The 16388-nt window shown below is 37.3% G+C and carries 17 protein-coding genes; all 17 read right to left on the bottom strand.

The genetic code is table 11. The features are described 5' to 3' along the window. Positions 1-443: 443 nt before the first annotated feature. Positions 444-1478: a helix-turn-helix domain-containing protein gene (locus NSA57_RS02690; protein WP_257463923.1), complete on the bottom strand. Its 1035-nt coding sequence runs from the start codon at positions 1476-1478 to the stop codon at positions 444-446. 247 nt (positions 1479-1725) lie between these two features. Next, positions 1726-2994 (bottom strand): DNA primase family protein, encoded by a 1269-nt coding sequence (locus tag NSA57_RS02695; RefSeq protein WP_257463924.1) that lies wholly within the window; start codon positions 2992-2994, stop codon positions 1726-1728. Then, positions 2925-3515 carry a hypothetical protein gene (locus NSA57_RS02700; protein WP_257463925.1) on the bottom strand — a complete coding sequence of 197 codons (591 nt, stop codon included), beginning with the start codon at positions 3513-3515 and terminating at the stop codon, positions 2925-2927. The genes NSA57_RS02695 and NSA57_RS02700 overlap by 70 nt, the downstream gene beginning before the upstream one ends. A gap of 146 nt (positions 3516-3661) precedes the next feature. After that, entirely contained in the window at positions 3662-4132 is a 471-nt protein-coding gene (locus tag NSA57_RS02705; protein ID WP_330671285.1) for an ABC transporter substrate-binding protein, read from the bottom strand. 282 nt (positions 4133-4414) lie between these two features. Next, positions 4415-4852, bottom strand: a complete 438-nt coding sequence (locus NSA57_RS02710) for a PBECR2 nuclease fold domain-containing protein (protein WP_257463926.1) — start codon at positions 4850-4852, stop codon at positions 4415-4417. Between the two features lie 225 nt (positions 4853-5077). Beyond that, positions 5078-5149 (bottom strand): hypothetical protein, encoded by a 72-nt coding sequence (locus NSA57_RS19900; RefSeq protein WP_390427221.1) that lies wholly within the window; start codon positions 5147-5149, stop codon positions 5078-5080. Further along, a complete protein-coding gene (locus tag NSA57_RS02715) occupies positions 5131-5346 on the bottom strand; it encodes a hypothetical protein (RefSeq protein WP_306814018.1) in 216 nt (71 codons plus the stop codon). Before NSA57_RS02715 ends, NSA57_RS19900 begins: the two co-directional genes overlap by 19 nt. A 319-nt stretch (positions 5347-5665) precedes the next feature. Further along, positions 5666-6448, bottom strand: coding sequence for a triose-phosphate isomerase (gene tpiA, locus NSA57_RS02720; RefSeq protein WP_257463927.1), 783 nt, complete (start codon positions 6446-6448; stop codon positions 5666-5668). A 30-nt stretch (positions 6449-6478) separates the two neighbouring features. Then, the gene (locus NSA57_RS02725) at positions 6479-6922 is read right to left on the bottom strand and encodes an RpiB/LacA/LacB family sugar-phosphate isomerase (RefSeq protein WP_257464064.1); all 444 of its coding nucleotides are present in this window, start codon (positions 6920-6922) and stop codon (positions 6479-6481) included. Between the two features lie 63 nt (positions 6923-6985). Continuing rightward, the gene (gene dhaL / locus NSA57_RS02730; protein WP_257463928.1) at positions 6986-8740 is read right to left on the bottom strand and encodes a dihydroxyacetone kinase subunit DhaL; all 1755 of its coding nucleotides are present in this window, start codon (positions 8738-8740) and stop codon (positions 6986-6988) included. Between the two features lie 26 nt (positions 8741-8766). Next, on the bottom strand, positions 8767-9330 hold the full coding sequence (locus tag NSA57_RS02735) for an SIS domain-containing protein (protein WP_257463929.1): 564 nt from the start codon (positions 9328-9330) through the stop codon (positions 8767-8769). A gap of 12 nt (positions 9331-9342) precedes the next feature. Further along, on the bottom strand, positions 9343-10233 hold the full coding sequence (locus tag NSA57_RS02740) for a sugar phosphate isomerase/epimerase family protein (RefSeq protein WP_257463930.1): 891 nt from the start codon (positions 10231-10233) through the stop codon (positions 9343-9345). A gap of 13 nt (positions 10234-10246) precedes the next feature. After that, entirely contained in the window at positions 10247-11254 is a 1008-nt protein-coding gene (locus NSA57_RS02745) for an ABC transporter permease (RefSeq protein WP_257463931.1), read from the bottom strand. A 13-nt stretch (positions 11255-11267) separates the two neighbouring features. Continuing rightward, the gene (locus NSA57_RS02750) at positions 11268-12755 is read right to left on the bottom strand and encodes a sugar ABC transporter ATP-binding protein (protein ID WP_257463932.1); all 1488 of its coding nucleotides are present in this window, start codon (positions 12753-12755) and stop codon (positions 11268-11270) included. Positions 12756-12857: 102 nt separating this feature from the next. Beyond that, positions 12858-13826: a substrate-binding domain-containing protein gene (locus NSA57_RS02755; protein WP_257464065.1), complete on the bottom strand. Its 969-nt coding sequence runs from the start codon at positions 13824-13826 to the stop codon at positions 12858-12860. A 140-nt stretch (positions 13827-13966) separates the two neighbouring features. Next, positions 13967-15391, bottom strand: coding sequence for an ATP-binding cassette domain-containing protein (locus NSA57_RS02760; protein ID WP_257463933.1), 1425 nt, complete (start codon positions 15389-15391; stop codon positions 13967-13969). Then, complete coding sequence (locus NSA57_RS02765) at positions 15360-16388, bottom strand: sensor histidine kinase (protein ID WP_257463934.1); 1029 nt, start codon at positions 16386-16388, stop codon at positions 15360-15362. Before NSA57_RS02765 ends, NSA57_RS02760 begins: the two co-directional genes overlap by 32 nt.

A 16388-nucleotide genomic window follows, 5' to 3' on the forward strand; every position in this document is an offset into this window, starting at 1 on the left:
CAGTCAGTAGTCTTATTGTACTCTGAGGTATTTTCAATTTTCAACATCCACATTTTTTATTATACAGGAAGCTCCATTCTTTGAAAATTTCCCTGAAAGGGATTTAGACAGCGAAGCTGATTCCTTGCTGCTTTTAGCGTCAAGTAATGCCCAGTACTAAGTGGCGAGGCGCCACTGAACTGGGCAAGGCGGCTGCCCTTGACCTGCACAGGGATATTGCATTCCCTGTACCCATGCACAAAGAAATTGCATTCCTCTGTACACCTGCTCCGAAAGAACCAATTCCATCACAATTGAGATTTCATTTCGTTCCTTCGGTTTATGCCAAATCATTCACCGAATAATTAGGCATAAGAAAAGCCGATGCATTGGCTTTTCGCTCAAAATGCATCGGCTGCTTCATCTGACCTGATTGGTCATATTCAGTTATAAAGTTTCGTTGGTTATTTTTGTATTATTTTATGCCAGCGTTCATTTCCTTCAAGAAATCCGTAGGTTTCTTTATCTTGGAAGCAATTCAATAACTCTTGTTTTAGTTGCTCTAAAAATGTGCTGTTTGATTTTTTGAAATCCATGTGTTCATACAATGGGGAGGTTGAAAAACTGGTGATATCATCCAGTGTAGTAAGCATGACTTCCATGGTATCTAATATAGTATCAATATCCTTTTCAGCAGTTGCAAGATCCAGTCTACAGGATATTTCATGGTATTTACCCATTTCAAATAATTTTGCCAGTTCTTCCTGCTTGTCTGTAAAGAAATGTGCTTTATCAAAATTTTGTTCTTCTAAGTAGAGCATGTATAAACTGTTTAAAGTCATACTTAGAATCCCATATTCAGAAAACAAGATTTCTTCATAAAGTTTGTAAGCATCATCTGTTCGGTTTGTTTTGCTGTAAATAATACCTTGTTTTAATTTGCGCTGTAGATTTTGAGTAGAATAATACTGCAAATATTGTTCTGCTGTTTCGTATTGTTCGTTTCGAGAATAATACCCAAAGAGAGAATCGGCAGCACTGGTGCGAAGGGATTCTTCATCACTTTCCAATGCACGCTTATAACAGTTTAGGATATAGTCATCATAATCCATGGCATTTGGAATATCTTTTATCAAACGCTGTGCATCCAGAATGGTTGCCAGCTGCCAAATTAACATTAAGCAATTTGGATAGGATTCGATGATGGATTTTGCCCAACAGAAAACTTCATCATAAGTTTCCGTTTTCAGTTTCTGATCTGCTTCCATAACAATCGAAGCGATTTCTTCTTTTGTCAGATTTTCCTGAAACGAAAGAAGAGTATCAAGGGATATTCCCAGAAGTCGTGCGATTGGCGCAAGCAATGTGATGTCTGGATAAGAGTTTTCATTCTCCCATTTATTCACGGCAGGAGTTGTTACACCTAAACGATTTGCCATTTCTTCTTGTGTCATACCTTTTTCTTTTCTATATTTTCGGATGGTTTTTCCTATCTGCATGATTTAAAGCCTCCTTTGATTTATTAACATCGGCCGCTGTCTATAGTTCAATCATAACAAATTAAGATGAAATCAACAATTGAGCAGATGTTGATTAAAAAGAAATAAATTTAACTAATATTCAATACCCCAAACGTATAATGACAAAATGACAAAAATGATATCCTGTTATATCAACAAACTTTTCATCACTCTCTATGTTCAAGAATATCCACTTGCATTTTGCCATTTTTATCATTTCTGTCATTTACGATAAAGCCAAATCCATCTGTTCAAATGGATTCGTTATTGTATCGTCTATCGTTTCAAAATCGGATTCTTTTACCGAAGTATCTTTAAAATAATACACTCCGTCAGAGAATCGTTTGATCACAAATCCTTTGTCAGCCATATATTCCCAGAATCGAGACTTCCCATGTGGTGTTCGTCCATTGTCTTCGCAGTATTCTTCATACATTTTATACACATCACTGCGTTTCATTTTTTCTCCGCCTTTATGGCAGAGCATATCATCAGTAAAAGCTTTCACGCTGTCAGCTGAACGATAAAGATTAGCGATACATTCTTTGCTATGATCACTTTCAGCGAAATGATTATCTGCATATAACTGTTTCAACGCCAGCATTGCCATGTGAATGGCATAATCAGATTCCTGGCACATCTTTTCTTTTAGCTGAGAATCCTTTTGTTCTTCTGGAATTGTACGGTTGATATCTAGAACAAGCAGACGTTGGTAGTAGGCGTTTGTTTTATCATCCAGATTCAAAGGCATTTCATTTGCTGAGAATAACAGCTTTGCATAGCTGTTAAACTGTGTTGGGTCTTGTCCTTTCTTTTCATAAAGAAGCGTATCTTCCCCAACCGCTTTCTTGATGATATCTACGCTTTCCATAGCTGTACTTGGAATATCAGCACAGGCGTTTAACAACTTGCCGAATAATCCGGTTGGATAAAATCGTTGATTCAGATTCTGGAGTGACATACTGGAATAATTGCCGGTTCCAATGATGTGCTGAATAAAGGAAATGGCAATGGATTTTCCAGTTCCACCTTTACCCTTTATCATCAGAAATTTCTGAAAACGAGTATCTGTAGTCATACAGTATCCAAGGTACTGCCAGAACATCTGCTGGTCAGTTTCGTTAGGGATAGAAAAATCCAGATACTTACGAATCTGTGCTACATTTGCGAGGGCAGTTTCCACTTGTTCCGGATGAAAGGAAAATGGTATTTGATTAATCATCAGGTATTTGGTATCGTGTTCAATCAATTTCCATTCCACCACATCAAAATATCCATTTTGAAAATTTACCCAATGGGGAGGCTGATTGTTCAGGTCAGAAAAGTGTTTCTGCACCTGTGGCTGTGATACCAGCAGATTGTAAATGCCCTGGATTGTAGTTGCTTTGATACAATCACGAAATATCAGCTTCTGAATGTGAGATTTTAACTGTATGCCATTACGATCTTCATGGTAACAGCCGTTTTTATAGATATAAGGAGTACTTCCGAGCATAAAAAAGGAACCGTCTGTATTAGATAGTCTACAATTTCCATATCAAATACACCGATTCGCTTTCCCTGTTCGTTGAATCTATGAAATTTATTTAAGTCCGGTTGGTCTGATGGTTTTCCTTCGAAGCGTTTTATAAAATCCGATATAACTGCTTTTAACTCAGGTAAATACTCTGATTTTGCAAGGTATTCTTTCTCTTTGAATAAAATCCATCCCTTGCGATAGTTTAGGTAATTATTTTGACAATACACCTCCAGTAAATCATTTATTTTTTTACTGGAACAGGCTGGAACATAAACGTAATCCATCTGATAAGTTCCGGTACAGGCAATATCATCCATGTATTCGATAAAACTGTTTGAAGAATGGTAAGCATCTGATCCGTTTATAAGAAAAATAGCAGGATATCCGGCATAGATAAGTGCATATGCAATATCCAGATTATCTACAAGAAATAGATATTTTTGTTCTGTGGTTTCTGGTTTGGTTTCCATATAGTGTTCTAAAAAACTTTTATTCAATGTAAATCCCTCCTAACGTAAAAAAAGACGCTCCAATCAAGGACCGCCTTTCGATAAATATTTTATTTATATGATGGCTGAATATAAGGCTTTTGCCTTTGTCAGACCATCAATCCAGTTACATATGATAACGATAGACTCAAGATTTACATTGATTTGTGTACGACACCTTTTCGTCCCCCAAGCACTTTCTTGCCCTTCAGATCACTCCACTGAAAATCCGGCATCTCTTCTCTTGCCACCAGGAAATTTCCTGCACGCTGAGTCAGCTGGGCAAAGTTCACTGCCGGATCTGTGGCTCCCTCCTGATACGCGTAAATAGAGGCCTCCGCTCCCATAAATCCAATATCCGCTTCCCCGGAGATCAAAGCTGTCAGAACCTTATCCGCTCCAAAACCAGTCACCAGTTCCACATCCAGACCCTGGTCTGCAAAATACCCCTTTTCAATGGCAACGTACTGAGGCGCATAAAAAATAGAATGGGCAACCTCATTTAAAGTCACCTTTGTCAGTTGTTTTTTATCATCTTTCTCCTCTGCCATAACAGCAGCAGGCAGAGCAGTCACCGCCAGAAGGACGGCAAGGGCTGCCGCTGTCAATCTTTTTTTGATTTTCATATTTGCGATACTCCTTTTTCCTTCTCCTTATTTTATGAAAGGAAAGGGGAAAAGGTGATGAGAGAATAAAAAATCAGCCACCAGAAAACGATTCGATTCATTGCAAAATAAAAAGCTCTATCCATTCAGAACAGAGCATTCATAATTTATAGCTGAAAGAGATTATTTGGCAGGCGTCGCGGCTCCTGCATCTCTTTTAACCCATAGGGTGCGTGGTTGCAACGAAATTTACCACCTCAAATAATCTCTTTACTATCTTATTCTATACATATTATAACCCAACTATGCTTTTTTGTAAATAATATCCTTGTTACGCAAATAGTTGTTCAATCTTTTTTCAGTTATTTTCCAACTGGTAAGCACCGAATTTTTGTAATCCTTATTATCGTCAGAAGTTATGATTTTAAGTACCAAAAGAGAACTTTCTTCATCATTAAAAATTTTTTTCACAACCAAACCAGTATTGGGACGCTTGTCCCTGAAAATGTAATCCGGATCATCTAATATTTCTCTTACATAATGCATCGTATCTGTGTATGCTTCCGGATGCCTTTCACGAATGTGCATCATTTGTTCTTCTGTAATAATTACCTCATCGGTTATATGATTACTGGAAATACAATCATAAATATTCCAATCTAATCGCCCAAGACTGTGAATTATAACTTTTTCCTCATTGACGATACTACCATCTCCCCTACGAACCTGATTATACTTCATATCGGTTCTCCCTTCTACCAATAACTTTTCTTGGTTTGTGATTGCACTCTTTTGTACAACCAGTTTATTTTGTTATTGTAACACAGGCATTTCACTATGTACAAGTGGAAACCGAATTGTTTGCACTATTCATTCCGTCCAGCCGGTTACATAAAATCACAATACTCTCTAAATTTACATTAATATATGTACGCCGCTTTTCATCCTCCAAGTACTTTTTTCCTTTCAGATTACTCCTGAGATTACAGCTGTCAGAACCTTATCTGCTCCAAAACCTGTTACCAGCTCCACCTCCAGCCCCTGGTCTGCAAAATAGCCCTTCTCAATGGCAACATACTGAGGCGCGTAAAACTAGAATGGGCAACCTCATTTAAAGTCACCTTTGTCAGATCTTTTTTATCACCTTTCTTCTCTGCCATAACAGCAGCTGGCAGGGCAGGCACCGCCAGAAGGACGGCAAGGGCTGCCGCTGCCACTCTTTTTTTGATTTTCATATTTGCGATACTCCTTTTTCCTTCTCCTTATCTTATGAAGGAAAGGGGAAAAGGTGATGAGAGAATAAAAAATCAGACACCGGAAAAACAGCATTCAGAATCGAAAACTATATTTTTCTCAAATGACTGCCTGCTAAAAATTTTCATAAAAAAGACTATCTGTACTGTAAGTAACAGAGCTCCATCAGAGTTAAGTAAACCAGTCCTGCTTGACCTACCTGGAATCTGCATATAATACAAGTAAGGGCAGAACCTCAAAACTCGGCTCTGCCCAATGTAACTAATAACATATTTTATATTCAGCCCATCTCAACTAAATTTATTCCTGATTATTATAATTCCTTCTGACATCACGAATTAATGAATTGAATTTCTCAGCATCCCATGCCGCTCTTCCTATAAAAAGTCCGTCTACTGACTCTTTTGTAATCAGTTCATTTGCGTTGCTTGCATTTACACTTCCTCCATATAAAACAGGAATTTCATTGCTGTTTTCTCCAAACAACTCATACAAACATTCTTTGATTACTTTGTGCATCTCTTCTGCGTAATCCGGAGAAGCAGGAATACCATTAACTCCAATCGACCATACCGGCTCATACGCAACCCATATCTTTTTTGCATATACAGGAGAAACATTATGGAAACCTACAATCAGCTGTTTACGAAGAACCTCCTTGCTTATTCCATACTCCTTTTCCTCCAGAGTTTCACCAACACATAACAATGTCTGGAAATCATGCTTCAATGCTGCAAGAACTTTCTTATTTTCTTCGATATCTGTCTCTCTGAAAACATGTCTCCTTTCAGAATGACCAATCATAACCAGATCCAGATTCATTTCTTTAAGCATGAGTGGTGAAATTTCCCCGGTAAACTGTCCCTGCTCTTCCCAACACATATTTTGTGCTCCAATCTGAATAAGGTTTCTGTCAATTTGTTCTGACGCAGCCTCTAAAGATGTGTATGAAGGAATGATAAATAAATGAAACTCTTCTCTGCTGATATCCTTAGTCAGTTCTGCTAATTCCTGAAGATATGAAACAGTATCTTTTCTATTTTTATACATTTTCAGATTACTTCCAAAATATAATTTCTTCATATCCCTTTCCTTTCATATCCGCTTTCAGAATCACTTTCGATTCATATCATACTCTCTGAATGCGTTTACCTTGGGCTGGGAAGCACATCCTTCTACAAATTCATTTCCTAAAAATGCATCTATCAGTTTTTCTCTTGTTTTGCATCCGGTTGTGAAAGCTCCAATACATGCAACATTTGCATCATTACTCAAACGAGCCCGTTCAGCTGAATAAACATCTGTTATCAGAGCTGCACTGATACCTTTTACCTTATTGGCAGAAATAGACATTCCAATTCCGGTTCCACAAATTAAGATTCCTCTGTCATACTTTCCGGCTGCAATTGCTTCTCCCACCTTTACTGCAACATGAGCATAGATAACATCTTCACTCCCAAAATCGGTAACTTCACCATAACCCTTTTTTTCAATATACTCAATTATCTCTTCTTTTTCTTTCTGTGCATTCGGATCACATCCTATTGCTATCTTCATCATATTTTCCCCTCCGTTTCTTTCCGGTAAAATATCCAGTTAAATGTCTACAGATATCTTTATTTAATTATTTTCCATACTGCCTTCTATGAATTCTCTCATTCCCTGGAAAATTAGATATACAGAAGTTGCTCCAGCATCCTGATAACCAATAGCCCGTTCTAAAAGTGATTTCGCACGACCATATTTTGCAATATACTGTTTCGTATTTTCAACACCCTGCTTCGCTGCATATTCTGCTGCTTTCATCATTTCCAAAAGACCTTCTCCCGCATGTTCTTTTAACGCCTCTACAGCTGGAGCAAGTGCGTCTACCATGGTCTTATCTCCCAACCTGGCTCCTCCACGTTTCTGAATAGCAATCAGACTCTTTTCTTCCATCTTTGCAATATCCTGGGCCGTAAGAATCTCTTTTGCCTCCATTCCTTTTGCACCTGCAAGATATAAACTTCCAAAAATGACACCAGAAGCTCCACCCATAGACATTAACATGGCCTGTCCTGCAGTTTCAAATATCTGATATACATTTCGTTCATCTTCCATCCTGAGAAGCTTTTTCTTCGCCTTCTGCATGCCGCCTGCCATGCCGATTCCATGATCGCCGTCGCCAATCGCACTGTCCACTTCTGTCAGATACGGTTTATTTGCTATAATCTTATCCGCAACATACAACAGCATATTTCTGGCATCTTTTACGCTTAACTGCTCAAGAACTCCCTCTTTACTTCTTACAACAGTAGTCGGCTCTACATCCGTTTCATCAAATTCAATCTCTTGCTCATCCTCATTTGTATCTACCGTTACTGATGCTACAGAGCCTTTAGCATAATAAGGAGAAAAGCACGGCGCATCATAATATGGCTTTAGCTCATCATCCATCTTTAAGAATGTAATAGAAAACCCTCCCATTTCCATACAGGTACAATAAGTCTTTATTTCTGCATCGTATACTTTAAGACCTTCTTTATGTATCCGTTTGTACAATTCATAATATACAAGGTTTAATTCTAATAAAGGAGTGGAGCCAAGCCCGTTTACCAGAACTGCAACCTCATCCCCCGCTTTCAGTTGCATTTCCAATTTTAATTCTCTGTACATACGATCAACCATATCAGAACACGGCATCATTTTGGTACGTTCAATTCCTGGTTCTCCATGAAGCCCCATTCCAAATTCCATTTCGTCATCTGAAATTTCAAAGGTAGGTTTGTCGTTTCCGGGAAGAGTTCCCGGTGAGGTTGCCAGACCTATAGTATTTGTATTATCTCTGGCTTTTTCAGTAATCCTCACTACCTCCTCTAGGCTGAGTCCTGCATCGCATGCCGCACCGGCAATTTTGATTGTATAAACGTCCCCTGCAATACCTCTGCGATCCGTAATTCTGTCTTTGGGCGCTGAAGCAAAATCATCCCATTCTCGAACGTGTGCCGTCTTCATTCCGTTTGCCTGACACATTTCCTCTGCCATGTCAAAATTCAGGTTGTCGCCCGCATAATTTCCATATACAAAGAGTACACCTTTCCCCTGATCTACAGCCTTTGCAGCTTCTGTAATCAATTCAGGATTGGGGGATGCACACACATTTCCACATGCAACAGCATCTGCCAGACCAGCTCCGCAATATCCCGTAAACAGAGGTTCGTGCCCGCTCCCACCACCTATTACAAGTGCAACCTTATTCTGTCTGTGCTTTTTATAATAAAACGCATTATAATCTTCTATTTTTTTATAATATTTTCTGTAAGCAGTTAAATAACCAGTCAAACTCTCTTCTACAACATTCGATACGTCTTTATTTAATATTTTTTTTATCCCCATTTATACATCCTCCAGGTTTCTAATACCTACTCAATATTGCGATGATTGGCAGACATTTTTTCAAACGAAAGCCCCGGCATCTCATCTACCATTGTCATGATGATAATATCAAACAGAATTAGCAAGCACTGTTCAAATAAATTTCCCATTGGCTGAAAGGAAGGTACTACATCATCCGTTCCTCTGTACACTGCTGCCGGAACAAAGAATACTTTATCCGCTACTGTTTTTGCCGTTTCTCCACTTGGAGATCCTGTCACAACATAGATAAATGCCCCCGCTTCTTTAGCGCGTCTGCAAACATAATCAATATGTCCGATCTTTCCGTCTCCCAATGTAGCAATCAAAAGATCACCAGGCTTTATGGAAGGAGTGGTATCATCCCAGATCCAGTGAACATCTTTCCCCATATGCATCAGACGCATAGCAAAAGCTTTCGTTGCCATGCCTTCACGACCTACACCAATCAGAAAAATACGATCATGATTCTTTACTTCATCTATAAAATCTCTCATGTTTTTCTGATCCAGGCGTTCAAAAACCTCCCTGTATTCTTCAAGAATTTTTTGATATGTTTCTCTGTAATCCATTTACCTCTCCTTTTAACACTCTAACTCCCTGTGAAGATACTCCATTGTTTTCTTCATTCCTTTATATACCGTATCGTCATCTTCTTCAAAAATTGTTACAACCTCCAGATACTGTGTAATATTTTCCAGATTTGCCCTGTGCACTGCATCCCTAATCAATTCCGGAGTGATGATTCCTTCCTTATGAGTAAAATCCCAGTGTCTGTCTAATAATCCGTCTGTCTGTTGCAAATGGAGCGATCCAATATATGGAGCACACTGCTGGAACCACAGATGAATATCTGCCTCCTCTTTTAACAACGGTTTATATAATGCATGTCCCCAATCTATAAGAAGTTTTACCGGAATTTCCGTTCCTTCCAGATCTTTCATCATCTGTACAGATACCTGTGGGCTATGAGGAAATTCTGTTATTAAAGGTGTTGCTTCTATGTGGATTTCCTTCAAGCCTCTGGTTTTTCCATATTCAGCAAGTTTTCTTATGTACTGCAGCATCTCTTTGTAAAGCTCTTCTCTTCTTTCAGGATTTCTGGCATCATCATAGGACAGCCCTCCTACAGGTGTCCCCATAACATCTGCCCCCAACTCTATTGTAAGATCAATTGCTCTTTTAAAAAACGAAAACGCAATCTCTCTCTGTCTTTTAGATGGCGCCAGTAAATGTGCATAAGTATAAGAAGCCAGCCCTCCAAATGTAGCATCCACTGTTATACCAGCATTTTCAAATGCTGTTTTATACTCCTGTGCCATAATCTTTCGCTGCTTCTCCGGCCACCAGGGATCAATCAGGTCCCAAGTAAACTGAATGTGTTCTACACCAAAGTCATCTTTTATCAGCTTTGCAAGTCTTTCCGGTTCTATCCATCTTTTTACTGCAAAAGATAAGTTTAATCCTAATTTCATTTAGCATCCCTCCCTAATTCAGTTTGATTCTCTTCTGTCGGTTTTCACGTACAATATCAGAAATAGAGCTAAAAGAAATTGCCAGTACTACTACAATACCGCTGACGGCTGACTGCCAGTAAGAATTGACGCCAAACAGAACAATAATATTCTGAATAACCGTAATTACTGCTGCACCAATTAATGCTCCTGCCGGATTTCCCACACCTCCGGTAAGAGAAACACCGCCAATAACAGATGCTGCAATAGAATTCATTGGCCAGTCTTCACCAATTGCAGTCTGAGCAGATCCAAGACGACATACATATAACAGACCTGCCATAGCTGAAATCAATCCTACAAAGGAATAGATCATAACTCGAATACGGTCAACTTTTATTCCAAGAATTTTAGCTGCCTCTTTACTATTTCCAATCGCATAAATATATCTGCCTGTTTTTGTTTTCTTTACTATGAACAGAACAACCAGAAGGACTACTATACAAATAATAAATGGAATGGGAATCGGTCCGACAGATTTTTTTCCAAGAAACTGTGTATCCTGAGGTATTCCTGTGACTGCTTTTCCTTTTGTAATTACCAGATTGATACCTCCATATACCCCCTGCATACCGATTGTTGCAACCATTGAATTTAATCTGAGTCTTGTAATGATAAGACCATTGATAAGTCCGAATATCAAACCAAATACCAATCCCAGAGCCAAGCACAGCCATGGATTTAAGCCTACATTTACCATCAACATGCCTGTAAGTATTCCACTTAAGCAGGCAATTTTGCCAACGGATAAATCCAGTTCACCTACTAGCAGCAACAAGGACTGCCCTATACCAATCATTCCGACAAATGCCAGATCTCTTAAAACAGACTGTAAATTATAAATATTCAAAAAGTATGGAGAAACAATACTTGCAATGATAATCATTATTATTAATATCATTGCCATCGCTGTCATATTGCTCTTTTTTAATGCCGCAATAAATGCATTTCCTGTTTTTTGCTTTTCACTTTCTCTGCCCATGATCAAAACTCCTTTATTCTACAGAATTCATGCCAATAATAGAACCAAGAATAGATTGCTTATCTGCTGTTGCATCAAATTCGCCGGATATTTTGCCTTCATACATTGCAATAATTCTATTGGAACATTTCTTTATTTCCTCCATTTCAGATGAGATCATAATAATTCCTATCTGTTCCTCTTCCGCAAGCTTTTTCATCAACCGGTATATCTCTGTTTTTGTTCCAACATCAATTCCTTTCGTTGGCTCATCAAATACTAATAATTTTGGCTTACATGCCATTGCACGTCCAATAATAACTTTCTGTTGATTACCACCAGATAAAAACTGTATTTTTTTATCTGTTCCAGGTGTTTTTACTTCATATGTATCAATTACCTTTTTCGCTAATTGGTCTTCTTTTTTTGCTGAAATGCTGATTCCCTGTTTCAATTCATCAAGCACTGCAACAGAAATATTATCCCTTATGGATAATTCTGGTAAAATCCCCTGTTTTTTACGTTCTTCAGGAAGATAAATAAATCCATTTTTAACAGAATAATTTGTATCTCCCAGTTTCCATTCAGTCCCGCTAAATTTTACACTTCCTTCATATACTGGAAGATATCCGAAAATAGCCTGCATAAGTTCACTTCGCCCAGCTCCAACCAGTCCTGAAAAACCTAAAATTTCACCTTTTCTCAAGCTGAAACTTACATCTGTGAAATATTCTCCTGTAAGATTATTTACCTCCAGCAATACCTCATCCGAAATTTTTTCGGAATAAAAATATTCATTCTGGTCAAGCTCTCTACCTGTCATCTGTCGAATAACCCAATTGTTGTCAACATCTTTAAGTTCTGAGTAAGCAACCTTCTTACCATTGCGAAATACTGTAATAACATCTGCCAATTGAAATATCTCTTCCAGTTTATGGGAAATAAAAATAATCGCCTTATTTTCTTTTTTGATTTTTTTTACAATATCAAACAGGATTTCTGTATCCTTGCTTGTTAAACTGGTTGTTGGTTCATCCAACATAAGAACCTCATAATCCTCATGGACAGTTGCCCTTGCAATTTGAAGAAGTTGCTGTGAAGAAATAGAAATATCTTTTACCAAATCTCCTGGTTTTACTGGAATCGAAAATTTTTCCAAAACAGAAATTGCCCTTTCTTCCAACTCTTTCTGATTTACCGTTCCCTTAATTCCTGATTTTTCATACGGAATAAACAAGTTTTCTGCAACTGACATATATCCAAATAAGTCAATTTCCTGTGGTACATATGCAATTTTATTGAAAAGATTTTTATTTTTCATTGCATTTTTTCCACCAATCAATATTTCTCCTTCTTCCGGTTCATAAACCCCAGTCAGACATTTAATCAAAGTACTTTTTCCAGCTCCATTCTCACCTATGATTGCATGAATCTCTCCTAATTCAAAAGCAATATCAACAGAATCCAGAGCTATAACTCCAGGGAACATTTTGGTAATATTTTTTGCCTCTAATATATTCATTTTTATGCTCCTCATATGAAAAGGTGAGGGCGAGCAACTTGAATTAATCCAGTCACAAGCCCTCACCAAAATACTCACTTAAAAAATTTACTATTGTACTGTTTACTTTCCACTTACAATTTCAATCCACTCATCAACGTTATCTACTGTAATACGTCCGATTCCAGTATCTACTGTTGCCGGAAGAGGCATTCCCTGTGTGGCCTGATATGCCATAAGAATTGCATACATTCCCTGCTCCTGTGGTAAAGTAGAAGAAGTAGCAGTAATTGTACCACTCTTTACATAGTCTAAAATTTCAATCAGGTTGTCCATCGCAACAAATGTCACCTGCTCCTGCATACCTTTTTCTTCTATTGCAAGAGCTACACCTGCACCACATGCGTCACAGTTTAAATATCCTGTAAGATCTGGATTCGCAGCCAATACTGCTGCTGCCTGAGACTGTGCAGTCTCAACATTATCATTGTCAATTCCGCCATCAATCACTTCAATGTCCGGATATTTCGCCAAAGCATCCAAATGTGCCTGATATCTTTCTGCATGGTTCGGAGCAGTCGGAGCTCCCTGCATTACTGCAACTTTTCCTTTGGTTCCCATTTTCTCAACAAGCATCTCAACTGCAATCGTTGCCTGCTCTGAAAAATCATTGCCTACGGATGTAAGCCCACTTCCTTCCGGCGACGGTGCATCAAAAAGAATGACCGGAATATCTCTTTCCTGAATCTCTTTAATAATATCTGCACTTCCGTCATAATCAACAGGATCAAGTAAAATGGCAGAAGGATTTGTAGCTGCTGCCTGCTCAAGTGTTGAATTCTGTTCAGAAACCTCTGCTGATTCTGGTGCACGATAATCTACCTTTACTTCTACACCAAGCTGTGCTGAAAGGAGATCTGCCTGTTTCTGGGCACCTTTATTTACTTCATCAAACCATGCATGAACACATTTAGGAATAACAACAAATGTCATATCCTCTGCTTTTTCTGCAGCCATACATGTAACAGTCGGTACAACTGCTCCGGCTACCATTGCTGCCGATAATAATGTTACCATCATTCTTTTTTTCATTTTCAATCTTTTCCTCCTTATTTTGTATTTTTCTCTGTTTGATTTAAGATGTTTATATTATAATTTCGGATTAATCGCTTATCAATGCGAGAAAATTTAGAATAGGTGTGATATTCTTAAGAATTTCATTTAATAAATAGTTAAAAATTCATGTCTATAATTCTATCAGATATATCTTCCATATATTCCGTACGGGCAGCTATTACAATTACAGCCGTACCCTTAGAAGAAAACTTTTTCAAATATTTTCGGACAATTGCAACTCCATTTATATCGCATAAACCAAATGGCTCAAGCAATACTATTACTTTGGGATTAAAAATATACCAGCGTGCTAAAGTAAGTTCTACTAATTCATTAATTTTTAATTCCTTTATCCCCAATCCCTTTTGAGTTGTATCCTGTTTCATTTCCGACATAAAAATATCGCGAATCCTTTTTGAGAAACCTATATAATCAAATGCGGAAATTTTTTTTAATGACGGCAATAATAAATTTTCCTCTACAGACATTCTTTGAAACATCTCGTCTAAACTACCCAGAACCTTTACCGACACAATTCTTTCTTCTGATAATTTACTATAATCTATCTTACTATATGTTTTCCCATTAATAATATAAAGTATATTTCCTATCTTTTCTCTTCCTGACAATGCCTTGAATATTTTATCTTTTTGTACCTTATTATGAGAAACGATTGTAATAATTTCTCCTTTTTTTAAATTAATCTCTACAGTTTCTCCCTCTATTAATTCCAGATTTTTTACACAGTACCACAAGTCATTCGATTCTGATTGCTTCTTAAAGCAGAAACTTTTTTCTGTTTCTTCCTCTATCTGTCCTTCATGTAAAAACTGGTTTAACTCATCTTCACTGTCATTATTTGTGTTTTTGCACTTTTTTACAATCCGTCCTTCGTTAAATATAATGTATTTATCTGATAAAGTTGTTAAAACAAAATTAGAATGACTGTTTACAATCACTCCAATTCTTTCTTTAACCAATCTATGTATGATCTGAGCAAACATTCGTATCTCATCATAGCTCATCCCCTCGAACTCATCCTCTATGATCACAATTTTTGCTCCTCTATAGCAGGCTTTGGCAAAATCTACAATTCTCTTTTCTATCTCTGAAAGCTGTTTTAATTTCTTCGTAACCTGTATTTGCAGATTTAATTGTTTCAGGTACATTTCTGCCTCATTTTCTAACTCAGTTTTTCGCAGATATAATCGGCTTTTTTTTGATTCCACCAAGCATAAATATTCTGCAACAGTCCAGTCTCCTATCAAATAATTAGCAGGACAAATTTTATAAATATTTTTTTCAAATTTGTCCTGCTGATATGTTTTATCGCTTCCCGCAATATGTATATGATTAGAAAACTCTCTTTGTGTATTTCCAGATAACAATTTCACTAAAAGATCTTTTCCTGAATAGGATAGACCTAAAAAGCCAACACATTCTCCTGCCAGAATAAATAAGGATATGTTTTCCAGTTTACCTTCCTGAGAATGAATATAATTTAGGTCATTAATTTTCAAAAGCTCTTTCCTCATTTTCATGTTCCTCTCTTTTATAATTAGCTGGAATAATAATCTCTACATCTGTACCTTTCCCTAATGTACTATATACATTTACACCATATTCTTCTCCGAACAGCAAACGGATTCTCCTGTTTATATTGGGAAGCGCAATTCCTGTATTAATCTGATTATTTTTATCCTCCAATTCCATATCATTGGCATTCATTCTGTTATTCAATTCTTCCAGTTCTGCACAATCTATTCCCTTTCCATTATCTGAAATTGTAATAATCATATCTAAATCTGTCACAATCACTTCAATAGATACAATTCCACCTTCCATTCTTTCTTCCAATCCATGAAAAATTGCATTTTCTATCACAGGCTGGATAATAAGCCGCGGTACTAAAAAATCATAAGCTACTTCATCTTCTTCATCTATAATAATTTCCATAGAAAAACGATTGTTAAACCTGTAGCGTTGAATTAACATATAGTTTTCAGTATTTGCAAGTTCATCCCGTAAAGTAACAAGATTTCCCTTTTTGCTAATACTGTATCGAAAAAATGACGATAAAGCCTCTACCATTTTTGCAATTTCTATATTATCATCCAGTAATGCCTGACCTCTTATACACTCCAGTGTATTATATAAAAAATGGGGATTAATCTGACTTTGCAATGCAGTAAGCTCTGTTTGTTTATCAAAAATCTGAGCCGTATTTTTTTTTGTTCTTAACACAGCATACTTCTCCATAAGCTGAGTAATCTGATACAAAAATGGAATATTCAAAGGAATATTTTTTATTTTTGACTCTCCTAATTCCCCCTCCAGACATTCCTTGATGTATTTTTCAAACATATCCAGCGGTTTAATTAATTCCAACCAAACATATGCCAACGCTATCATTTCCAATGCAAATATCAGTATAACAATTTCCTTTGGACACCCTGACCTGATCAGACATAAAATTGTTATTAACCATCCTCCAAAAATAAGCCATACAATTTTCTTCGCTTTTTTCATGTATTCCAT

Origin of the sequence: Blautia caecimuris (assembly GCF_024622975.1) — a bacterium.
Classification (GTDB): Bacteria; Bacillota; Clostridia; order Lachnospirales; family Lachnospiraceae; genus Blautia_A; species Blautia_A caecimuris.